Origin of the sequence: Bradyrhizobium sp. NDS-1, assembly GCF_032918005.1 — a bacterium.
GTDB lineage: Bacteria > Pseudomonadota > Alphaproteobacteria > Rhizobiales > Xanthobacteraceae > Bradyrhizobium > Bradyrhizobium tunisiense.
Genome location: NZ_CP136628.1, coordinates 6,227,228 through 6,249,574 on the forward strand (window position 1 = coordinate 6,227,228; position 22,347 = coordinate 6,249,574).

General features: G+C 64.9%; 18 protein-coding genes. 4 read left to right on the forward strand and 14 right to left on the reverse strand.

All coding sequences use genetic code 11. From position 1 onward, the window contains the following. The first annotated feature begins 248 nt into the window (after positions 1-248). On the forward strand, positions 249-2,837 hold the full coding sequence (locus tag RX330_RS29030) for an autotransporter domain-containing protein (RefSeq protein ID WP_317240752.1): 2,589 nt from the start codon (positions 249-251) through the stop codon (positions 2,835-2,837). A 10-nt stretch (positions 2,838-2,847) separates the two neighbouring features. On the opposite strand, the gene RX330_RS29035 is transcribed toward RX330_RS29030, so the two are convergent. After that, positions 2,848-3,483 (reverse strand): TetR/AcrR family transcriptional regulator, encoded by a 636-nt coding sequence (locus RX330_RS29035; RefSeq protein WP_317243991.1) that lies wholly within the window; start codon positions 3,481-3,483, stop codon positions 2,848-2,850. A 51-nt stretch (positions 3,484-3,534) separates the two neighbouring features. On the opposite strand from RX330_RS29035, the gene RX330_RS29040 reads away from it, so the two are divergent. Both RX330_RS29040 and RX330_RS29045 read left to right on the forward strand, forming a co-directional pair. Next, positions 3,535-3,801 carry a hypothetical protein gene (locus tag RX330_RS29040; protein WP_317243992.1) on the forward strand — a complete coding sequence of 89 codons (267 nt, stop codon included), beginning with the start codon at positions 3,535-3,537 and terminating at the stop codon, positions 3,799-3,801. 357 nt (positions 3,802-4,158) lie between these two features. Beyond that, positions 4,159-7,563, forward strand: coding sequence for an acyl-[ACP]--phospholipid O-acyltransferase (locus RX330_RS29045; RefSeq protein ID WP_317240753.1), 3,405 nt, complete (start codon positions 4,159-4,161; stop codon positions 7,561-7,563). 45 nt (positions 7,564-7,608) lie between these two features. Here the strand turns inward: RX330_RS29045 and RX330_RS29050 are convergent, their stop codons facing one another. From RX330_RS29050 to tcuA, 4 genes are all read right to left on the reverse strand, one after another. Further along, positions 7,609-8,160 carry a disulfide bond formation protein B gene (locus RX330_RS29050; protein ID WP_317240754.1) on the reverse strand — a complete coding sequence of 184 codons (552 nt, stop codon included), beginning with the start codon at positions 8,158-8,160 and terminating at the stop codon, positions 7,609-7,611. 25 nt (positions 8,161-8,185) lie between these two features. Beyond that, on the reverse strand, positions 8,186-8,344 hold the full coding sequence (locus RX330_RS29055; RefSeq protein ID WP_212092678.1) for a DUF5993 family protein: 159 nt from the start codon (positions 8,342-8,344) through the stop codon (positions 8,186-8,188). 73 nt (positions 8,345-8,417) lie between these two features. Further along, positions 8,418-9,524, reverse strand: a complete 1,107-nt coding sequence (gene tcuB / locus RX330_RS29060; protein WP_317240755.1) for a tricarballylate utilization 4Fe-4S protein TcuB — start codon at positions 9,522-9,524, stop codon at positions 8,418-8,420. Continuing rightward, complete coding sequence (gene tcuA, locus RX330_RS29065; RefSeq protein ID WP_317243993.1) at positions 9,511-10,902, reverse strand: FAD-dependent tricarballylate dehydrogenase TcuA; 1,392 nt, start codon at positions 10,900-10,902, stop codon at positions 9,511-9,513. Before tcuA ends, tcuB begins: the two co-directional genes overlap by 14 nt. A gap of 150 nt (positions 10,903-11,052) precedes the next feature. Here tcuA and RX330_RS29070 point away from each other — a divergent pair, with 150 nt between their 5' ends. Next, positions 11,053-11,736, forward strand: coding sequence for a GntR family transcriptional regulator (locus RX330_RS29070; RefSeq protein WP_317240756.1), 684 nt, complete (start codon positions 11,053-11,055; stop codon positions 11,734-11,736). A gap of 5 nt (positions 11,737-11,741) precedes the next feature. Here the strand turns inward: RX330_RS29070 and RX330_RS29075 are convergent, their stop codons facing one another. From RX330_RS29075 to RX330_RS29115, 9 genes are all read right to left on the reverse strand, one after another. Further along, a complete protein-coding gene (locus RX330_RS29075) occupies positions 11,742-12,497 on the reverse strand; it encodes an IclR family transcriptional regulator (protein WP_317240757.1) in 756 nt (251 codons plus the stop codon). Between the two features lie 8 nt (positions 12,498-12,505). Next, positions 12,506-13,387, reverse strand: a complete 882-nt coding sequence (locus tag RX330_RS29080; protein ID WP_317240758.1) for an NAD(P)-dependent oxidoreductase — start codon at positions 13,385-13,387, stop codon at positions 12,506-12,508. A gap of 62 nt (positions 13,388-13,449) precedes the next feature. Continuing rightward, the gene (locus RX330_RS29085; RefSeq protein ID WP_317240759.1) at positions 13,450-14,646 is read right to left on the reverse strand and encodes an ABC transporter substrate-binding protein; all 1,197 of its coding nucleotides are present in this window, start codon (positions 14,644-14,646) and stop codon (positions 13,450-13,452) included. Between the two features lie 21 nt (positions 14,647-14,667). Next, entirely contained in the window at positions 14,668-15,519 is an 852-nt protein-coding gene (locus tag RX330_RS29090; RefSeq protein WP_317240760.1) for an alpha/beta hydrolase, read from the reverse strand. After that, positions 15,516-15,959 (reverse strand): hypothetical protein, encoded by a 444-nt coding sequence (locus RX330_RS29095; RefSeq protein WP_317240761.1) that lies wholly within the window; start codon positions 15,957-15,959, stop codon positions 15,516-15,518. The genes RX330_RS29090 and RX330_RS29095 overlap by 4 nt, the downstream gene beginning before the upstream one ends. 164 nt (positions 15,960-16,123) lie before the next feature. Beyond that, the gene (locus tag RX330_RS29100) at positions 16,124-17,209 is read right to left on the reverse strand and encodes a HupE/UreJ family protein (protein ID WP_317240762.1); all 1,086 of its coding nucleotides are present in this window, start codon (positions 17,207-17,209) and stop codon (positions 16,124-16,126) included. Between the two features lie 18 nt (positions 17,210-17,227). Then, complete coding sequence (gene ybaK / locus RX330_RS29105; protein ID WP_317240763.1) at positions 17,228-17,701, reverse strand: Cys-tRNA(Pro) deacylase; 474 nt, start codon at positions 17,699-17,701, stop codon at positions 17,228-17,230. Between the two features lie 136 nt (positions 17,702-17,837). After that, positions 17,838-20,606, reverse strand: a complete 2,769-nt coding sequence (gene fdhF, locus RX330_RS29110; protein WP_317240764.1) for a formate dehydrogenase subunit alpha — start codon at positions 20,604-20,606, stop codon at positions 17,838-17,840. Beyond that, positions 20,603-22,309 (reverse strand): NADH-ubiquinone oxidoreductase-F iron-sulfur binding region domain-containing protein, encoded by a 1,707-nt coding sequence (locus RX330_RS29115; RefSeq protein WP_317240765.1) that lies wholly within the window; start codon positions 22,307-22,309, stop codon positions 20,603-20,605. The genes fdhF and RX330_RS29115 overlap by 4 nt, the downstream gene beginning before the upstream one ends. Positions 22,310-22,347 lie beyond the last annotated feature (38 nt).

The window sequence follows — 22,347 nt, forward strand, 5'->3', positions numbered from 1 at the left end:
CTCGAGACGCCGGTTATGTGACGCCACAGCCACACGGCTCCCAAAAGGCTACGTCTTTCGCATTTGGCCATACCACCCTGCGCGCTGGCCCACGATAGTCAGGACCTCTCCCGCTAAGCATGGCACCAGCCAACGTTGTGGCCCGAATCCGATCGGGCCGCGATAGGAGTTTGCAGGTGCTTTGGATCGATTTGCTGCCCCCACCGGAAAGCCGTGGCGCGAAGACGTATCGACGGCGCGGGCTTCTCTTGAACGCCGCGGTCGGCGCTCTTGCCGTGGGTAGCGCGCTGCCGTGGTTCGCGGCGCCGGCGGAAGCAGCGTGCGTGATCAGCGGAAGCGGCACTCAGCTCGGGCTGCAATCGGGCGATTCAATTACCTGTATCGGCGCGGGGAACACCACCGTTCAGACGAATCCGGCGGTCAGCGGCGTCACGGTCAATGTCGGCGACGGCACTGCGACATCGCTGGATGGAGCAGCCTCTCCCGGCATCTCATTCAACACCGTATCGAACGGCGCGATCAATGTCCGCAACGACGCAACGATCACCTCTGCCAATGCAGGCGTCCTCCTCTCCGGCGGCAGCAGCAACACGTTGACGATAGAGGCCGGGGCAACTGTTGGTCCGACGAGCCAGGGGTCGGTCGCGGTCGACCTGGAAGGCGCGAGCAACAACACCATCGTCATCCGAGGTACTGCGGGGAGCCTCTCTTCCGGCACGACGGGTCTCGCTATCGTCAACACCTCGGCCAACAATCAGGTCAACATTCTGTCGGGCGGCGTCGTCCAGGCGAGCAACAACAACGCCGTCAACCTCAACGGAGCCGGCAACGGCAACATCATCAGCAATGCCGGCACGATTTCGAGTGCTTCGAACTACGCGATCTTCGGCTCAGCCAGCCAGGACACGGTCATCAACTCCGGCACGATCAGCGGCAATTTCGCCAACAGAGCCGTGGATCTCCGGGACGGCAGCGACGTCTTCGAGCTCCGCGCCGGATCGAGCATCACGGGCTGGGTCCTCGGCGGCAACGGAACGGACACGCTGCGCTTGGGTGGAACGGCCAACAGCACGTTCGACCTCGACACGTTCGGCGCGGCCATGCAATTCCGGGAATTCGAGGCCTTGGAAAAGACGGGAGGCTCGACCTGGACGTTGACCGGCTCGACGTCGGATGCGGGGACCATGAATGTCCAGGCCGGCAACCTCATCCTCGACGGCGCGATGGCTAACGTTGCGACGACGGTCAGCGGCGGCACCCTTGGCGGCGACGGCGCTATCGGCGCACTCACCGTGCTGTCGGGCGGCCGGGTTGCGCCCACCAATCTCGGCGTGCTCACCAGCTATGGCAATGCCACGTTCAACGCCGGCTCGACCTACGCTGTCTCCGTCAACGCGGCCGGCCAATCCGGCAAACTTCTCGCCGTGACCGCGACGTTGAACGGCGGCACCGTCGCCGTCACCACGCTTGCGGGCGCCTATGCCCCCTCGACGCAATACACCATCCTCGGCGCAGTGAACGGCCTGACCGGGACCTTCTCCGGTATAACGATCAGCGGATACAATCCGCAATTCTTCTCCTCCGCCCTCAGCTATGACGGGTTCTCTGTCGTCCTGACACTCAACTACAACACGGCCGCTTTCTCCACTGTCGCTCAGACGCAGAACCAGAAAGCCGTGGCCGGCGCGCTCAGCGCATTCGGCCCCAACCTGCCCTTCCTCTCGTCTTTTGCGGGCCAGAGCGACAGCGAGCTCCGTTACGGTCTGGACCGGCTTTCGGGTGAAGCCGCGACGGGGGCCCAGCAAGTCGCCTTCCAGTTCACGGGCCAATTCCTCGGCCTCATGCTCGATCCGTTCGTCAATGGACGCAGTGGCGGCGTCGACACCGGCGGCACGGCATTCGGCTTCAGCCCCGAGCGTGCCCCTTTTCCGGACGATATCGCCCTCGCCTACAACAAGGTGCTGGGGGCGCCGGCGACCAAAGCGCCGAGCTTTACGGAACGCTGGACGGCCTGGGGCGCCGCGTTCGGTGGCACCAACAGCACCGGCGGCGACCCGGTCGTGATCGGCAGCCACGACCTCCGCGCACGCGCAGGCGGCGTCGCGGCCGGCGCCGACTATCATTTCAGCCGCGACGCGATCGTCGGCTTTGCGCTCTCCGGCGGCGGCACCAGATGGGATCTCGCGCAGGCGATCGGCGGCGGCAGGAGCGAGGCGTTGCAGGCCGGCGTCTACACCGCGATACGTAGAGGACCAGCCTATTTCGCCGCCTCTCTCGCCGTGGCCAATCATTGGATGTCGACGGATCGTCTTGCACCGTTCGGCAACCAGCTCACCGCGAAGTTCGACGCGCAAACCGTCGGCGGCCGCATCGAGGGCGGCTATCGCTTTGCGACGCCAGTGGGGGCCTTCACGCCATACGCGGCAGCGCAGACGCAGGCGTTTCGCACGCCGACTTATGCCGAGACTGACGGGGCCGGCAGCAGCTTCGGCCTGGCCTATCGGGGACGCACGGCCTCCGACACGCGAAGCGAGCTTGGCGCGCGCTTCGATCGTGCGATGCTGGTCTCGCCGAATGCGGTCCTGACGTTGCGCGGTCGCGCGGCCTGGGCCCATGATTGGGTGAGCGACCCGACGCTCAATGCCGCGTTCCAGGCGCTGCCCGGCGCGAGCTTCATCGTCCATGGCGCGACGCCGGCGAAAGACGCCGCGCTCGCATCTGCCGGCACCGAGCTGAAGTTCTCGAACGGTGTTGCCCTGTCGGCCAGGTTCGACGGCGAGTTCGCGGCCCGCAGCACCACCTATTCCGGCACCGCGAGCCTGCGATACGCCTGGTAGCGGCGACGCCTCATCCAAATGGGCGCGCGCCCACCGGCAAAATGCCGAGGCCGGCGAGATGGGTGTCTACGAATTGTTCGACCTGCTGGCGCAGCATCTGCGGCGGCACGGCCACCATGCGCTCCTCAAGGCCGAGCGAGATGATTCCGTGCACGGCGGAGAACAAGGTGCGCGACAGCAGCGCGATCTTCACGTCGTCCGCATCGGGTAGTAGCTGCACCAGCGGCGGATGCATCAGCGCGAAGGCGTCCATCACCATCTGCAGGATGTCATCGGGATAAGGACGGTCGTCCTCCATCCGATGCTCGAACAGCGAGCGCAGCAGATTGGCATGCTCGGCGAAGAACTCGAGGTAGGTCGCAGCCAACCCATAAAGCTGGCGAATGGGGTCCTCGGCGGGAACCCCGCCGAGCCTGGCCGTGAGGGCCTGAACGGTCTCCCGATTGACGGTCAGGATCACCCCGTCGAAGTCGCCGAACTCGTTATAGACGCTGCCGACGGAACAGCCGGCGGCTTCGGCAACGTCACGAACCTTCAATGATTTCAGCCCCTTAGTCGCGATGATGCTGCGCGCGATCTCCAGGATCTGGAGCCGGCGCCGACTTTTTTTCTGGTCGCGCAACGATTCTTCTTGAACATTGTTCATTTTCAAGCTACTCATGTGAACATTGTTCAAATTAACCCGGAGATCTGCAAAATGCAAACCCTCGCTGTTGATATCGCCTCTACCTTCGTCGATGACGCCGCCGCCCTCGTGACCGGCTTCGGCCGGGCCCTGCTGCGGTTCGCCATGGCCCCGATCGATCGCATCGCCAATGCGTGCGACATCGCCGGCGTGCTCACCGAGCGGCGCGCGACCTTCCGGATGTGGCGGGCGAGCCGCACCCGTGCGCGTCATGAGGGCCGCCGGTTCAGCCTGCTCGGCCGTCTTTCGCCTTTTCGCCACCTCGCCCATCTCACCTGAGGCACGCAGCCGACGCGTTCCGATCGGCTCGAATGCAAGACCCGGTTGCAAGGAAGGAATTACCATCTCCCGACTTTGGCAGCCGGTCTCGCGGGGTGTGGCGATGCGGTTTCAGTTTTTCCTCATCGCCCCCACGATATCCCGCCAAGCGCGGCCATTCCGCCCAAACCGGCCGCGACCAGATATTTGCGAACCTAACGAGACCAGTTGGAGACCAAGGATCGGAGGGATGGAGGGGGACAAGGCAGGCCGGCTACCGTCGCCACCCTGCAGTCGTCCGTCCCATACCCTTCCGGTCGTGACGCTTTACAGACAACGTAGCGAACCTCAGGCTGCCTTTCCAAAACAGGATTAGTCATGATCAGGGAATTGATGTCGTCACGCCGCTTTGCGCCGCTGTTCTGGGCGCAATTTTTCTCGGCGCTCAATGACAACGTGCTCAAGAACGCACTCGTCATCATCCTGCTTTACAGCGCCGCGACCGGCCACGGCGATGCGCTGGTCACGGTGGCCGGTGCCGTCTTCATCTTCCCCTATTTCATCCTGTCCGGGCTCGGCGGCCAGCTCGCCGACAAATACGTCAAATCCGTCGTCGCAAGGCGGCTCAAATTCGCCGAGATCTTCGCCGCGTGCTTTGCCGCCGCCGGCTTCTTCCTGCAGTCGGTGCCGTTGCTGTTCGCAGCGCTCGCGCTGTTCGGCACCATCGCCGCCCTGTTCGGTCCCGTGAAATATGCCATGCTGCCGGACCAGCTCGAGCTCGGCGAGCTCGCGACCGGTAACGCGCTGGTCGAAGGCGCGACGTTCATGGCCATCCTGCTCGGCACCGTCGCCGGCGGCCAGTTCGTGGCCGGCTCCGCGCATATGGGCTGGGTCGCATCCGCTGTGGTGGCGCTGGCGCTGTTGTCCTGGGCGTTCGCCGCCCGCATTCCGCAGACAACGCCTTCCGCGCCCGACCTGCCCGTCGATGCCAATCCCTGGACCTCGACGCTGAACCTGCTCAGGACGCTGCACGCCGACCACCGGCTGTGGGACGGCACCGTGATCGTGTCCTGGTTCTGGCTGGTCGGTGCCATCGTGCTGTCGCTGCTGCCGGCGCTGGTCAAGGACGTCATCGGTGGCACCGAGGGCGTGGTGACGCTGTGCCTTACGATCTTCGCGATCGGCATTGCCATCGGGTCGCTGTTCGCCGCCAGCCTGAGCCACGTTCGCCCGAATCTCGCGCTGGTGCCGATCGGCGCCATCATCATGGGCTGCGCAGGCCTCGATCTCGCCTGGGCCATCGGTGTGACCGCCAAGGGCCAGGACATCACCGCGGCGGGTTTCGCCACCTCGTTCGCCGGCCTGCGCATGCTGGCCGATTTCGTCGCCTTCGCCTTCGGCGGCGGCCTGTTCGTCGTTCCGTCCTTTGCCGCCGTGCAGGCCTGGTCGGCGCCGTCCGAGCGCGCCCGCATCATCGCCGCCGGGAACGTGCTGCAGGCTGCCTTCATGGTGGCCGGCTCGCTGTTCGTCGCGTTGCTGCAGGCGGCTGGCCTTCACATCGGCTGGATCTTCTTCGGCCTCGGCGTCGCCAGCTTCGGCGCGGTGTGGTTCGTTCTGACCAAATGGGGCAAGGAAGGCGTGCGCGATGCCGGCGGGCTGCTCTTCCGTGCGCTGTTTCGCACCGAGGTTCGGGGTCTCGAGAACCTGCCGCCTCCCGGCACCCGCATGCTGATCGCACCGAACCATGTCAGCCTGATCGACGGCCCGCTGCTGCACGCCGTGCTGCCGATCGATGCCAGCTTCGCGGTGGATACCGGCATCTCCAAGGCTTGGTGGGCTAAGCCGTTCCTGCGCGCGGTCAAGCACTACACCATGGACCCGAGCAAGCCGCTGGCTGCGCGCGACCTGATCAAGCTCGTCGCCGCGGGCGAGCCGGTCGTGATCTTCCCGGAAGGCCGCATCACCGTCTCCGGCTCGCTGATGAAAGTCTATGACGGCACCGCGATGATCGCGGACAAGGCCGACGCCGTGGTCGTGCCCGTGCGCATCGAGGGCGCGCAACGTTCGCATCTCAGCTATCTCAACAGCAGCCAGGTCAAGCGCTCGTGGTTTCCGCGCGTCACGGTGACCATCCTGCCGCCGATCAAGCTGCCAGTCGACCCGGCCCTTAAAGGAAAGACGCGCCGCAATGCCGCCGGCGCCGCGCTCCAGGACGTGATGATCGATGCGATGGTCAAGAACGCCATGCTCGACCACACGCTGTTCGAAGCGCTCGGACATTCCTATCGCGACCGCGACACCGGCAAGGTCATCATCGAGGATGCGCTCGGCACCAAGCTGACCTATCGCAAGCTGATCCTCGGCGCGCAGGTCCTGAGCCGCAAGCTCGAGAGCGGCACCGCCGTCGGCGAGAATGTCGGCGTGCTGCTGCCGAATTCCGCCGGCGTCGCCGTCGTCTTCATGGCGCTGCAGAACATTGGCCGGGTGCCGGCGATGCTCAATTTCTCGGCTGGTCCGGTCAACGTCCTCGCCGCCATGAAGGCCGCGCAGGTCAAGACCGTGCTGACCTCGAAGGCGTTCATAGAGAAAGGCAAGCTCGACAAGCTGATGACGGCGATCTCGGCGGAGGCGCGTGTCGTCTATCTTGAAGACGTCCGTGCCTCGATCGGCGTGGCCGACAAGATCAAGGGCCTTCTCGCCGGCACGACGCCGCGCGTCGCCCGCGAGGCCAACGATCCGGCCGTGGTGCTATTCACGTCCGGCTCGGAAGGCACGCCCAAGGGCGTGGTGCTGTCCCACCGCAACATCCTCGCCAACGCGGCGCAGGCGCTGGCGCGGGTCGATGCCAACGCCAACGACAAGGTGTTCAACGTGCTGCCGGTGTTCCATTCGTTCGGGCTGACCGGCGGAATGATGATGCCGCTGCTGGCGGGCATTCCGATCTACATGTATCCCTCGCCGCTGCACTACCGGATCGTGCCCGAGCTGATCTACCAGACCGGCGCCACGATCCTGTTCGGCACCGATACCTTCCTCACCGGCTATGCCCGCTCGGCGCATGCCTACGACTTCCGCACCCTGCGCCTCGTGATCGCCGGCGCCGAAGCCGTCAAGGACCGGACACGGCAGGTGTTCATGGAGCGCTACGGCATCCGCATCCTCGAAGGCTATGGCGTCACCGAGACCGCGCCGGTGCTGGCGATGAACACGCCGATGGCCAACCGCCCCGGCACCGTCGGCCGCCTGTCGCCGCTGATGGAAAGCAGGCTCGATCCGGTCCCCGGCATCGAGGAAGGCGGCCGCCTCTCGGTGCGCGGACCGAACGTGATGCTCGGATATCTGCGGGCCGAAAATCCCGGCGTGCTCGAAAAGCTCGCCGAAGGCTGGCACGACACGGGCGACATCGTCGCAATCGATGCGGCCGGCTTCATCACCATCAAGGGCCGCGCCAAGCGCTTTGCCAAGATCGCAGGCGAAATGGTTTCGCTGTCGGCCGTCGAGAGCATTGCGGCGACGCTGTGGCCCCAGGCCGCATCGATCGCGGTGTCGATCCCCGACCCGCGCAAGGGCGAGCGCATCGTGCTGCTGACGACTGAGAAGAACGCCGAGCGCAGCGCCATGCAGGGCCAGGCCAAGGCGATCGGCGCGTCCGAGCTGGCGGTGCCGGCGGCGATCATGGTGGTCGACAAGGTGCCGTTGCTCGGCACCGGCAAGACCGACTATGTCACGGCAACGACAATGGCCCGCGAGCAGGCGTCGCCGCCTGAGCGCGAGGTGGCGTAAGGCTGACGACCGTCGCACCGGCGGACGCCCGGTGCGACGGCCCTCTTACCTCAGCAGGAGATACCGGACCGGATTGTCGTCGCATTGACCCGCGCCACACTCCAGCACGGTGGACAGGAGATTTGCGGCAACCAGCAAAACGAAAATCGCGAACACAGCGTTCGACGCTTGCCCATCCATCGGCGCGTCTCCGTTCCCGTTGCCAGTCGCATCCTTCAGGACAAAGATAAGGGCGACATAGCAGACGACCCCGACCGCAGCGACGAGAGCCCATGTGTAGAAATGCAGTCCGAACAGCGTCGAACCGTAGCCGGGATCGTCAGGCGCGAGATGCAGCGACACCTGCCGCATGGCAATGAAACCGGTGACGAGGCTGGCTATGAGGATCATCGCATAGTGCGACGGACGTTCACCGAGACGCAGGTTGAACAGAAAACCCATGCCGACCGCGATGAACCCGGCCCTTTGCAGCAGGCACAGCGGGCAAGGCAACTCGCCAAGTGCAAGCTGATAGTAGAAAGCGGCAGTCAGAACCGAGGAGATCCCGAGCAGTCCCAGCATATTCAGGATCGCGCCGACCGGTTGTTGTCCGCTCATCTCCGTGGTCCCCATTTCGACGCCGTCAGAAGGAGAATTTCAGCGGATCGGTCGCGTGGTGGAGGAACCATGCGACGGTGACGGCGATCGTCACGGTCCAGAGCGCATAGCCCGCTCCCGCGCGCGCACGCCAGATACAGACGCAGCCGGCCAGCGCCAGCAGAAAGGGCAGAAACATGTACATAAGCGCGGGCTCCTTGGGCGATTCGCAACCCCTCGTAAACGGCCCAAGGGAATACGTCAGCGCCGCGTGCCTCTCAAGAGCGAGCTTCGCTGCGCCGCTCCTGCGCGTAACGCACCAGCGCAACGAAGCGATAGATGCCGTGCACGAACTTGCCATAGGGCATGGTGATGAACAGCGCGAACACCGCGCCCAGATGCAGCGCCAGCAGCGCCCCCATCGCCGAGGTCTCGCGCAGGAGCAGAAGCGCCATGCCGGTGAGACCGGTCAGGAACAGCATGGCGATGAAGCCGACGTCCATGCCGTAGCGGGACTCGTCGAGCAGCGCCGGATCACGCCGCATCCTGGCCACGAACAGGCCGATCGGTCCGACGATCAGACCCACGCCGCCGAGCGAGCCCAGCACCACGGGCAGGTCCCACCACGGATACGGCGCCTCGCGCCCGAGCAGGTAGTGATAGAGCGTCGCGACCGACGTTGCGGCAAAGCACAGCAGGAAGCCGTAGAACGTCAGGTGGTGATACAGCTTGCGCCGGTCGGTCGGCTTGTCGTCCTCGTTGTAGCAGCCGACGCCGCCGCCATGGAGATAGCGCAGCTCGCCGGCGTCGCGGATCGCCTGGAAGATCGAGCCTCCGTCGGCGCGGCCGCCGATCGGTGGACCGATGTCGCGCCAGAACGCGCGCACGCTCAGCACGAGTGCGAGGATCGCATATAGGAACGCGGCGCTGAACAGCGCGGCCATCGCGTTGTGCGGCATCAGTCTGTAGAAGGCGCCGGGGCCAGTGTGAACGCCGAACAGCGCGCTGCGGCCGTTCAGGGCCGCGAAGCCGAGGATGAAGGCAGCCATGCTGAGCGCAGCAACGATGCTGATGACGAGGCCGTTCCGCGCGAACGTGCCTGACAGCGCCCGCGGCCAGGCATAGGCCGCATAGGACTCGGCGCGCGCAATCGCCAGCGTCCTGGGAACGTTGACGTTGAACTCGTGCGGCGGCGAGAACTGGCAATCGACGTAGCAGGCGCCGCAGCCATGGCAGAGATTGGCGAGATAATTGAGGTCGCCGTCCGAGAAGGCGCGGCGCATCTCCATCGCCGGAAACACGGCGCACAGGCCCTCGCAATAACGACAGGAATTGCAGACCGTCATCAGACGGTCGGCCTCGTCCAAAATTCTAGTTCCGTGCATGTTTCGCCGCTTCCCGTCCTGCGATCCGCCCGAACACGCTGCCGATGGTCATGCCCATGCCGGCGGCATAGCCCTTGCCGAGCACGTTGCCGGCCATGATCTCGCCGGCCGCGAACATGTTGACCGAGGGTTTGCCGTCAGCCATCAGCATCCGCGCCTCCTTGTTCACCCGCGTACCCAGATAGGTGAAGGTGATGCCGGGCCTCACCGGATAGGCGAGATAAGGCGGCGTCTCGATCTTGCGCGCCCAGTGCGTCTTGGGTGGCGTGATGCCCTCCGTGACGCAATCATCCAGAATTGTGTGATCGAACGTTCCGGGCCGCACTGCCGCGTTGAACTCGGTGATGGTCTTTTCCAGGGCGGCCGGATCGAGCTCGAGCTTGGCGGCGAGTTCTGCGATCGTCTGTCCCGCGATCGGCGGGAAAAGCGTGGGCATGAAGCTGGTGACGACGGTGGAATCGAAGATGATGTAGGCGATCTGGTCGGGCTGCGCCGCGACGAGCCGGCCCCAGATGGCGTAGCGCTTGGGCCAGATGTCCTCGCCTTCGTCGTAGAAGCGCTGCGCGTCCTTGTTGACGACGATGCCGAACACGACGGAGTCATGTCGCGTGATGATGCCGCCGTCGAATTTCGGCGCGCGGGCGTCGATCGCGACCGCATGGCACTGGGTGGGATCGCCGACCTCCTGCACGCCCTTGTCGAGCAGCAGCTTCAGGATCGAGCCGCGGTTATAGGGCGTGCCGCGGATCAGGAAATTGTCGGCGGCCTCGCCCCAATATTGCTTCAGCCATTCGATGTTGGCCTCGAACCCGCCGGCGGCAGCCACCAGCGAGGTGGCGCGGATCTCGGTCTCGCGCTTGATCGGCCGTTTGAGGCGCGCGGCCAGAAACATGCCGTCCTCGATTACGAGGTCGATGACTTCGGCGTCGTATTCGACATCGACGCCGAGCCGTTCGGCGGTGAGATACAGCGCATTCAGCATCGCGCGACCGCCGCCGAGGAAGAACGAATTGGTGCGGCCAAGGCTGAGCGTGCCGCCGAGCGAGGGCTGCCAGCGCACGCCCTGCTCCACGATCCAGTTCAGGATGTCCTTGGACTCCCGGATCATGTGGCGGGCGAGCACCTCGTCGGTCTGCCCGCCGGTGACGCGCAACAGATCCTCCCAGAACTCCTCCTCGGTGTAGGGACCGGTCAGGATCTCGGTCGCGGCGTCGTGGGCGCAGCGCATGTTGCGGGTGTGGCGGGTGTTGCCGCCGCGATAGAACTTTGGAGCCCCCTCGAGCACCAGCACCGAGGCACCGCTGCGGCGCGCCGAGATCGCCGCGCATAACGCCGCGTTGCCGCCGCCGATCACCAGCACATCGTACTTACTACTCATCATGCCAGCCCGATGGCGTCCGAATTAGATACATTCTGTCCGTCAGCAGCCTGCCGATCGCGCCAAGCCATTGCGTACGTTTGTATACAAAGATATACATAAGGCAAGCAAGCTGCCTTCTTTGCATGGCACGATGCGTATCGAGGGACCATGGCCAGACGTTCGGCAAAGGCAGACGGATCGATCGCGCGCGGCGCCGGCGTGGCACTGGGTGAAGCCGTTTTCCGGTCGCTTTGCGAGGCGCTGCAGGCCGGCAGCTACCGAGCCGGCGACCGCCTCCGCGAGGAGGAGGTCGCGCAGCGGCTGAAGGTGAGCCGTACCCCGGTCCGCGAGGCGCTGGGGCGTCTCGCCGCGCGCGGCTTTGTCGAGCCCGCCGGCGGCCGCGGGCTGATCGTGCGCAATCTCGACATTTCCGAGGTGCTCGAGCTCTACGCCATGCGCGAGATCATGGAGGGCGCCGCCGCACGCCTCGCCGCCGAGCACGCCTCCAACACGGAGATCGACGCGCTGCACGATATCGAGCAGGCTCTTGTCGACGCCCCGGCGGCGGACGCCGCCGAAATGGCGCGCCTCAATCGCGCCTTCCACGAGGCGATCTGCCGAGCCGCGCGCAACCGCTATCTCGACAACGCCTCGCGGGAATTGCAGGACTGGATCGCTCTGCTCGGCCCGACCACCTTCACCGTCTCAGGCCGCCCGTCGACCAGCCACGGCGAGCATCAGGCCATCATCGAGGCCATCGCCGCCCGCGACGGCGACAAGGCCGAACAGCTCGCCCGCGCGCATATCCGCGAAGCACTGCGCTGCCGGCTCAAGCTGCTGCAAAAGCAGTAGGACACCTACCGCCTTGCCCTGCGCGCGGGACGCAGATCGTTCGCCGCGGCGGACAATGCATTGTCGAGCAGTTCGGTCGGACCGCCCAGCGCGCGCGTCAGGCGGATGGCGGCCTTCAGCAGCAGCGACGTCATCGCTTTGGTATTATCCGAGGTAAAGCGTGGCTTCGGCCCCGAGAGCGACAAGGCCCCGGCACATTTGCCGCCGGGACCGAACACCGGGCAGGCAAGGCCGGCGCAATCCGGATCACGCTCGCCAAAGGACACGGCGATGCACTCATCCCGGATCTTGTCGTATCCCTCGCCTTTCTCACCGTCGAACGCGAGGATGACCCGGCCGGCCGCGCCGCGGTCGAGCGGCAGCAGCATGCCGGCCTCGACCCGGTCGAGCGTCGAGTGCTGGGAATCCACGCGAAAGACGCACAGCCGGCGCTTGGCATCATGCCGCACGTGGTACGAGGGACTCTCGGTGCCATCGGCCACGAGCTGCCGCAGCAGCGGCACCACCCGATCATGCAGATTATTGCTGCGCTGGTAGACCGCTCCGAGCCGGAACGGCGTCGGGCCGAGATGATAGCGACCGTCGGCGAACTGAACGAGATAGCCGAATTCCTGCAGCGACGTCATCAGCCGCAACAGCGTGCTTTTGTACATCTTGGTGCGTCGGGCCAGCTCGGCCAGCGTCATCGGCTCCGGTGCATCCTCGAAGGCCGCCAAAATGCTCAGAGCGCGGTCGACGGCTGCAACGCCGGGCGAAGGCATGAGGTCTCCTACTTGGGAAATCCGGAGGGATCGATGAGCTTTGCGATGACGGGAAAATAAGCGTCCCCCATGCCCTTGTCGATCGTCTCCTGGAAGATCGTGCGCATCAGCGCAGCGCCCCTCAGGTTCAGCCCGGCCCGCGTGCCCAGCTCCAGCGCGTAGGAGAGATCCTTCATGGCATATTCGGTCGAGAAGGCGCGCAGCGGAAACTCCTTGGCGACGATCGCCTTCATGCCGTGATTGCGCAGGGCGAAGCTGTCCGCCGATCCCTTGGAGAGCGTCTCCAGCAGCAGCTTCGGCTCGACGCCGCTGTGCTTGGCGATCGCGACGGCCTCAGCCAGCGCATTGACGGTCTCGAACAGCACCATGTTGTTGAGAATCTTCGTCACTTGCCCCGCGCCAGTTCCGCCACAGAGGGTGACATCCGTGGCGAAATGCCGGATCAGCGGCTCGACGGCGGCGAACTGCTGTTCTGTCGCGCCGACCATGACGCTGAGTGTGCCGTCCTGCGCCGCCTGGCGCGTGCGGGCGATCGGCGCATCGATCCAGAGTGCGCCCTTCTCCGCGAGCTGTTCGGCGAAGGAGCGGGTTAGGCCGACGTCGGACGTACCGAGATCGATCACGGTCTGGCCGCGTTTGATTACCGGCAGGATGTCCTCGAATACCGACATCACATGCTTGGCGCTGGGCAGGCACAGGAAGATCGTCTCCGCGCCGGCGGCAATGTCGCCGATCGACGCTGCCGCCGTGGCTCCGTCGGCCACGATCCGCGCCAGCGGCTCCGCGGCAAGGTCGAACGCAAGCACCGGTCGCCCGCTCTTGCGCAACAGGTTGCGGCAGATCGGCTCGCCCATGACGCCAAGACCGATGAATCCAATCGAACCAGACATTCCTTAACTCTCCTCGAAAATCCTGCGATAGGGCGGACACGAGGCCCGCCCTATCGTTCCCGTCACTTCACCAGCGGACAGCCGCCCTCGCCCATCGGCCGGAATACTTCTTCACCCGGCTTGGAGCTGAGGACCCGATAGTAGTCATATTTGTATTTGGACTCCTCCGGCTTCTTCACCTGCACAAGATGCATGGTGTGCAGCACGCGCCCGTCGGGGCGGATGGCGACATCCTTGTTGTACATATCATTGACCTTCAGCTCATGCATCTTGGCGGCAACAGCCGTCGCATCGGTGGTCCCGGCTGCCTTCACCGCAGCGAGATAGTGATGCACGCCGCTATAGACGCCGGCCTGCACCATGCTCGCGACCTTGCCGTCCATCAGAGCGGCGTAGCGCTTCGACCAGGCCCGGGTGTGCTCGTTGAGGTCCCAGTAGAACGAGGTCGTCACCTGCAGGCCCTGGGTGACCTTCAGGCCGAGCGAATTCACGTCCGTGATGAAGACGAGCAGACCGGCGAGCTTCTGGCCACCCTCGACGATGCCGAATTCGCCCGCCTGCTTGATGGCGGTCTGCACGTCCGCGCCCGACGTCGCGAGGCCAACGACGTCGGCCTTCGAGCCCTGCGCCTGTAACAGAAAGGACGCAAAATCAGCGGTGCCGAGCGGATGAGCGGCCGAGCCGATCACCTTGCCGCCGGCGGCCTCGATGAACTTCGTGGCGTCGCGCTGGAGCGCGTGGCCGAAGGCGTAATCGGCGGTCACGAAGTACCAGGTCTTGCCGCCGGCGCGCGTGATCGCGTCGCTGGTCAGCCTCGACAGCGCATAGGTGTCGTAATTGAAATGGAAGCTGACCGGTGAGCAGGCCTTCCCGGTGAAGTCGGACGAGCCCGGACCGGAGATGACGAAGATCTTGTTCTTCTGCTTGGCGACCTCGAGGATGGCAAAGCCGGCCGAGGAGGCCGCGCCGTCGGCGATCATGTCGACGCCCTCATTGTCGAACCATTTTCGCGCAGTGGCCGAGGCGATGTCGGGCTTGTTCTGATGGTCGGCCGAGACAATCTCGATCTTCTTGCCGAGCAGCTCGTTGCCGAAATCCTCCGCTGCCAGCTTTGCGGCTGCGACCGAGCCTCGCCCGCCATTGTCGGCGAACACACCGGACTGGTCGTTGAGAACGCCAATCCTGATGACATTGTCGGCCGCGACCGCGGCACCGGTCTGTGCAGCCAGAACGGCCGCGATCATCCAACGCAACTTCATATATACGCCTCCCGTTTACAACTATTGCTTATCGAGGATGTCTTGCAGCACCGGCGCGATATAGCGGCGGAACTGATCTGAGTTTTCACTCATCGGAAAATGGCCGAGCCGCTCCATCACGGTGGCCTGCGCGCCGGGAATGCCGGCGGCGGTCCGCAGCGTGTCCTGCGTCGTGCAGGAGAAATCGTACTCCCCGGTCAGCAGATAAAGGGGACACTGGTTGACATCGATGCTGGCCGTGCGGCCGCGCAGATCGCCATCGACGCGATAGAAGTAGAGATCGCCCTTGAAGATGCCTGGGCCGCCCTGCTTGTAACCCCACAACGTCTCGTCACGTGCAGCCGCGGGGCCGCCGGGCGCGATCAGACCCGAAACCAGCGCGGCGCAAACCTCGCCGCCATGAACGTCCGGCCGGTTCAACCAGGTCGTGTCGTACCAGGGCTGCTGGAAGTCCGCGGCTTCGAGCCCGATCAGAGCGCGAAACTCGCGGGCATGTTCGATGGCGAGATTGAGCACGATACGGCCGCCGATCGAGCATCCCATCACCACCGGCCGCTCCAGCTTGAGCGCGTCGCAGAACGCGCGAATGGTCGCGGTGTAGCTCGCGGTGGTCAGCCGGTACTCGTTGCCATATTGGCTGTCCGGCGGGTTGGACTTGCCGTGCCAGGGCATATCGAAGGCGATGACGCGGAAACACCTGGTGAACTCGTCATCGACGAGCAGGTGACGCCACTGCCTGGCATCGGAGCCCGCGGTGTGCAGGCAAACCAGGGGGATGCCGCTGCCGTTTTCCTCGAAATAGATCCTGTTGATCTCGCCGTCGATATCGACATGCACATAGCGCCCCACGATCGGCTCGATGAAGCCGTTCATGACGCGCCTCCAAAGCCGTGCTGTCTTGGCAGCGCCAGGAGATCCTTGAAGTACTGAAGATGCGCCATGAAGGGATGCAGATCGCCTTCAAGCGCCGCCTGCCCGCGCTTGGTCAGCGCCAGCAGATCATGCCAGCCGGCCGGCGGCATCTGCTGCCAATAGGCGGCAAGCGCGGCCGGCCTCGCGCGATAGGCGAACCGCCACGTGCGCATCAGGACAGGCGCCGGCGTCATATCCACGATCTGCCCGGCGCGGATGGCGACGTGAAACGGCTGCGTGCTCGGCCCGAGCAGGCAATCGACATCCAGCCAGCGCCCACGGGCAGTCAGGGCCTCGTCGCGGGCGAGCAGGTCGGGAATCGCCTTGAAGGCCTCGATGACAGCATCGGGTGTGAACGGCACCGGTGAATCGTCGTCCGGACGGTCGCGTTCGGCTTCCATCGTTTCGTCCCTCGTGTTTGTTCTATCTAACAGAACGTTATTCTATTTCTATTTCAGTTCTATACATGGCTTGCGAGCGAACTCAAGTGCGCAGGAGTTAGCTCCGATGCGAGGAGGCGTGGCGCCGGGGAGATGAGCTTGTCCTGCCGCGGGTCGGCTTGATCTCAAGCTTCGAAGGCGCGCGCGAGCAGCCAATAGCTGCCGAGCAGACCGATGACGGTCGACAGCGTGTAAACCAGCCTGGCCGCCCTCACCGGTTCGGACCGATCCTGAGCAATCAATCGATCGGCGAGACGGAGGATCGGCAGCGCCACCGCGACGATCGCGACCTGCCCGATCTCCACGCCGATGTTGAAAGCGGCGAGCGCCGGCACGACGGCGTTCGATGGCAGCCCGATCTCGCGCAGCACGCCGGCGAAGCCGAAGCCGTGGATCAGTCCGAACAGAAAGGCCATGCGCCAGCGCTTGTCGACATCGCGCGAGAAGAAGTTCTCCACGGCGACGAACACGATCGAGGCCGCGATCGCGGGCTCCACGATGCGGCTGGGGATGACGAGGACATCGAGCGCGGCCAGCGACAAGGTGATCGAATGGGCGATGGTGAAGGCGGTCACGATCTTGACGACAGGAACGAGCCTTCTGGCCCACAGCACCACGGCAATCAGGAAGGCGACGTGATCGTAGCCGAGGAAGATGTGCTCGATGCCGGTGAGGAGGTAGCGCTGCATCGTCGACCACAGCGGCGGCGGCGCGGTTGAGAGCGTGACCGTCGTATTGCCGGCGTCAAGCAAGGCCTGCACCTCCGACCTGCCCTGTGCAATCAGCACGACCTGGCGCGCGGCGGGATCCTTCTCGGTCAGCACGGTGGAGCGATAGACGATGTCGCCTGCGGCGTCGGCGCAGACAAAGCCCTGGCGATAAACGATGCCGTCGCCGTCGGCCAGGACCGCTGCAGCTCTGGCCAAGCAGGCCCTGCGGCCTCCCGTCACAGCGAGGTGCGTGCCCATATAGGCGAGGATGGCGGTTCCGGCCGCTTCGACCGCGACAGGATCGACCGCGTCCTGTCTCGCATCATAAATCTTCGTGCCGATCAGGCGATCGACGTCGCTGCCCTTCAATCCAAGCTCGATGCTCACCGTGCGATCAGGGCTGAGCGCCACGCGCGCCGTGACGAGGTTGACCTGATGCGCCTCGGCCGGAAGACCGATGCCGAGCAGAACCGCAAGCCACAGCAGAAGCGGCCACCTCATGGTCTCACCCCGTTGCCGTCACGCCAGCACATCCGCCACGACCGCCTTCAAAACGTCCCGCACATCGGCCGGCTTTAGCCGCACCTGCAATCCGCGCTGACCGCCATTGAGATAGACGAAATCATGCACGAGCGCGCTCTGTTCGATCACGGCGCCAACCTGCTTGCGCTGACCGAACGGGCTGATGCCGCCGACCTTGTAGCCGGTGACGCGCTCGGCCTCGGGCGGCTTCATCATCTGCGCCGACTTGCCGCCAGCGGCCACCGCGAGCTTCTTCATCGAGACTTCCTGGTCGGACGGCACGACCACGCACACCGGCTTGCCGTCGACCTGCGCCATCAGCGTCTTGAGGACCCGCGCCGGGTCCTCGCCGAGCGCGGCAGCCGCCTGGAGGCCGATGCTCTCGGCGTCGGGATCATAGTCGTAGGTGTGAACGGTGAAGGCAACACCAACGGCTGTGAGCGTGCGTGTAGCGGGCGTGACTTTGGACATGAGCCACGTTTACCACCATCGGCGCGAGGAGCGAAGCGATGTGGCGCAAGCCCGCACCAGCCAAAGCTGTCGTCGCCCGGCTTGACCGGGCGATCCAGTACTCCGAGGCAGTCGCGATTGAAGCGATGGGCCGGAGCTACTCCGCCGCGTCCCGCATCTCGGCGCGCTCGGCCCTGACTGCGCAGAACTTGAACTCCGGGATCTTGCCGAACGGGTCGAGCGCCGGGTTGGTCAACAGGTTCGCCGCCGCTTCCGCGTAGCAGAACGGCATGAACACCATGTTCTCCGGCACGTCGCGGTCGGAGCGGACCTTGACCTCGACGGCACCACGCCGCGTCTCCAGCCGAATGAAATCGCCGGGTGCGAGGTGCTTCCTGCGCATGTCCTTCGGCGACATGAACGCGACAGCCTCGGGCTCGATCTGGTCGAGCACCTGGGCGCGCCGCGTCATCGAGCCGGTGTGCCAATGCTCCAGCACGCGACCGGTCGAGAGCACCATCGGGTATTCGTCGTCGGGAATCTCGTCCGGGGGGATGACGTGGGCCGGCACGATCTTGCCGCGCCCGCTCGCGGTCGGGAAGCCCGTGGTGAAGATGATCTCGTTGCCCGGCTTGTTAGGATCGTCCGCCGGATAGGTGACGGCACCTTCGCGCACCAGCCGTTCCCAGCTGATGTTCTTGAGTGACGGCATCAGCTCTGCCATCTCGGTATAGACATCGCCGGGGCCGCTATAATTCCAGGGCAGGCCCATGCGCTTGCCGATCTCCTGGATGATCCAGAGATCCTGCCGCGCATCGCCAGGCGGCTTGACCACCTGGCGCGCGAGCTGCACGCGGCGGTCGGTGTTGGTGAAGGAGCCGTCCTTCTCCGCGAAGGCCGAGGCCGGCAGGATCACGTCTGCGTGGAACGCGGTCTCGGTTACGAAGAGATCCTGCACCACGAGATGATCGAGCATGGCGAGGGCCTGGCGCGCATGCTGGAGATCGGGATCGGACATCGCGGGATTTTCGCCCTCGATATACATGCCCTTGATCTCGCCGGCATGGATCGCGTTCATGATCTCGACCACGGTCAGGCCGCGGACAGGATCGAGATCCTGCTGCCAAAGCTTTTCGAAGCTGCCGCGCAGATCGTCACGGCTGACCGGCTGGTAGTCCGGCAGGAACATCGGGATCAGGCCGGCGTCGGAGGCGCCCTGCACGTTGTTCTGGCCGCGCAGCGGATGCAGGCCGGTGCCGGGACGGCCGACCTGTCCGGTGATCAGCGCGAGCGCGATCAGGCAGCGCGCATTGTCGGTCCCGTGGACGTGCTGGCTGATACCCATGCCCCAGAAGATGATCGAGGATTTTGCGCGGGCATAGGTGCGTGCGACCTCCCGCAAGGTCTGCGCCGGGATGCCGCAGATCGCTTCCATCTTCTCCGGCGTGAACTCCTTGATCTTCTCCTTGAGGTCCTCGAAGCCTTCGGTATAGCCGGCGATGTACTGGTCGTCGGTGAGGCCTTCGGTGATGATCGTGTGGATCATCGCGTTCAGCATGGCGACATCGGAGCCCGGCTTGAACTGCAGATGCTTGGTCGCATGGCGCGACAGCGTCTGCCGGCGCGGATCCATCACGAACAGTTTTGCGCCGTTCTGCTTGACCGCGTTCTTGATGAAGGTCGCGGCAACCGGATGGTTCACGGTCGGGTTGGCGCCGATCACGATGATGACTTCGGCGTCCATCGCCGCGGCGAACGGTGCCGACACCGCGCCCGAGCTCAGGCCTTCGAACAGCGCCGCCACCGAGGAAGCGTGGCACAGCCGGGTGCAATGGTCGACATTGTTCGAGCCGAAACCGGTGCGAACCAGCTTCTGGAACAGATAGGCCTCTTCGTTCGAGCCCTTGGCGGAGCCGAAGCCCGCCAGCGCCTTCACGCCCTTCTCGTCACGGATCTTGACGAGGCCCTTGGCTGCGATGTCGAGCGCTTCTTCCCAGCTCGCTTCACGGAAATGGGTGAAGGGATTGGCCGGATCGACCTGGTCGTTGGAATCCTTCTTCGCATTCGGCAGCCGAACCAGCGGCTTGGTCAGGCGATGCGGGTGGTGGATGTAGTCGAAGCCGAAGCGGCCCTTGACGCAGAGACGGTTGCGATTGGCGGGGCCGTCGCGGCCCTCCGCATAGATCACCTTCTCGTCCTTGACCTCGTAAGTAACCTGGCAGCCGACGCCGCAGAAGGGGCACAACGAATCCACCTTCTTGTCGGCATAGGTGACACGGGTCTGCTTGTCGTCGAGCATCACGGCCGGCATCAGCGCGCCGGTCGGGCAGGCCTGCACGCATTCGCCGCAGGCGACGCAGGTGGACTCGCCCATGGGATCGTCGAAGTCGAACACGATCTTCGAACCATGATTGCGATAGGCCATGCCGATGACGTCGTTGACCTGGACCTCGCGGCAGGCGCGCACGCAAAGGCCGCACTGGATGCAGGCATCGAGATTGACGCGCATCGCCGGATGGCTGGCATCGGTCGCCCAGCGCTCGGCGGCGGGGAAGCGGCTCTCGGTGACGCCTGTGGTCTCGGCCCAGTGCCAGAATTTCGACTCAGGATCGTGCGAGGTCTCTCGCGCCGGCTGATCGGCGACGAGCAGCTCCATCACCATCTTCTGCGCAGCTGTCGCGCGCGCGGACTCGGTCTTCACCTTCATGCCGACCGAGGGCGTGCGCTTGCAGGATGCGGCGAGCACGCGCTCGCCCTCGATCTCGACCATGCAGGCGCGGCAATTGCCGTCGGGCCGATAGTCGGGCGCAGGCGAATAACAGAGGTGCGGGATCTCGCGACCCTGGCGCTTTGCGACTTGCCAGATGGTCTCGCCGGCATTGGCCTCGACCTGCTTGCCGTCGAGCTCGAACGTAATCTTGGTCATTCGGCCGCTTCCTTGAACTCGTCAGGAAAATATTTGATCACGGTGGACAGCGGATTCGACGCCGCCTGTCCGAGCCCGCAGATCGAGGCATCGCGCATCGCCTGGCTCAATTCTTCCAGCAGAGCGCGGTTCCAGACCGGCTTCTGCATCAGCAGCGCCGCCTTCTGGGTCCCGACGCGGCACGGTGTGCACTGGCCGCAGCTCTCGTCCTCGAAGAATTTCATCAGGTTCAACGCGGCCGCGCGCACGCTGTCCTTTTGCGACAGGATCACGATCGCGGCCGATCCGATGAAACAGCCGTATTTCTCCAGCGTGCCGAAATCGAGCGGAATGTCGTCCATCGACGCCGGCAGGATTCCGCCGGACGCCCCGCCCGGCAGATACGCGTAGAACTGATGGCCGTCGGCCATGCCGCCGCAATATTCGTCGATCAGCTCGCGGACGGTGATGCCCGCGGGCGCCAGCTTCATGCCGGGGTTCTTGACGCGACCCGAGACCGAGAAGCTGCGCAGGCCATTGCGCTCATGACGGCCATGGCCCTTCCACCAGTCGGCGCCCTTCTCGACGATGTCGCGCACCCACCATAGCGTCTCGATGTTGTTGATCAGCGTCGGCAGGCCGAACAGGCCGACCTGGAACGGATAAGGCGGCTTGTGCCGGGGCAGGCCTCGCTTGCCCTCGATGCTTTCGAGCAGCGAGGATTCCTCGCCGCAGATATAGGCGCCGGCTCCGCGTCGCATGTGCAGCGTCGGACCACCCGGCGGCAGCTTTGCGATCTCGCGCTCCAGGATCTCGCGTGAGGCCGGATATTCGTCGCGCAGATAGATGTAGACGTCGGAAGCCTGCACCACATGCGCGCCGATCAGCATACCCTCGATGAATCGATGCGGGTCGCTTTCAAGATAGACGCGGTCCTTGAACGTGCCGGGCTCGCCCTCGTCGCCGTTGATCGCCATCAGCCGCGGACCGGGTTCGCCCAACACCGCGCGCCATTTGCGTCCCGTCGGGAAGCCCGCGCCGCCGAGGCCACGCAACGAAGCGTCGTCGAGCCCCTTCAAGAGATCGTCCTTCGACAATTCGCCGGAGCGCACGCGCCCCAGCAGCTTGTAGCCGCCGCCGGCGACATAGGCGTCGTAGCCGACATAGTTGGGCAGATGCGCGTGGGTGTCGCCGGCCTTCGCCGCCGCCATGACATTGGCGACCGTGGCATGGTCGACGAAATTATGCCCGACCTCGGCGGCAGGCGCAGTGTCGCAGCGGCCGACGCAGGGCGCGCGCACGACGCGGATGCCGGGGCCCGACGCGCTCTGCAAATCCTCGAGCAGCTTCTCGCCGCCGAGCATCGCGCAGGTCAGCGAATCGCAGACGCGGATCGTCAGCGGCGCGATGTCGGGCTCGCCTTCCTTCACCACGTCGAAATGGGCGTAGAAGGTCGCAGTCTCGAACACCTCGGCGAAGGCGAGCTTCATCTCGTCGGCGAGCGCGGCGAGATGCGCGGCCGAGATCTGGTGATATTCATCCTGGATCAGGTGGAGATATTCGATCAGCAGATCGCGCCGCCGTGGCTTGTCGCCGAGCAGAAGCTCGATCTCGTGCGCGGCGGTCGGATCAACCTGGCGCCCTTTAGGGGTGGCCTTGGCGCGTCGGCGTCCCTCACCGGGGTGCTCGAACGGGCGGACCTTGTGCACGTCGTCGTGGATCATCGATTCGTCTCGATCTCGTCTTTTAGAACGGCTCAAGT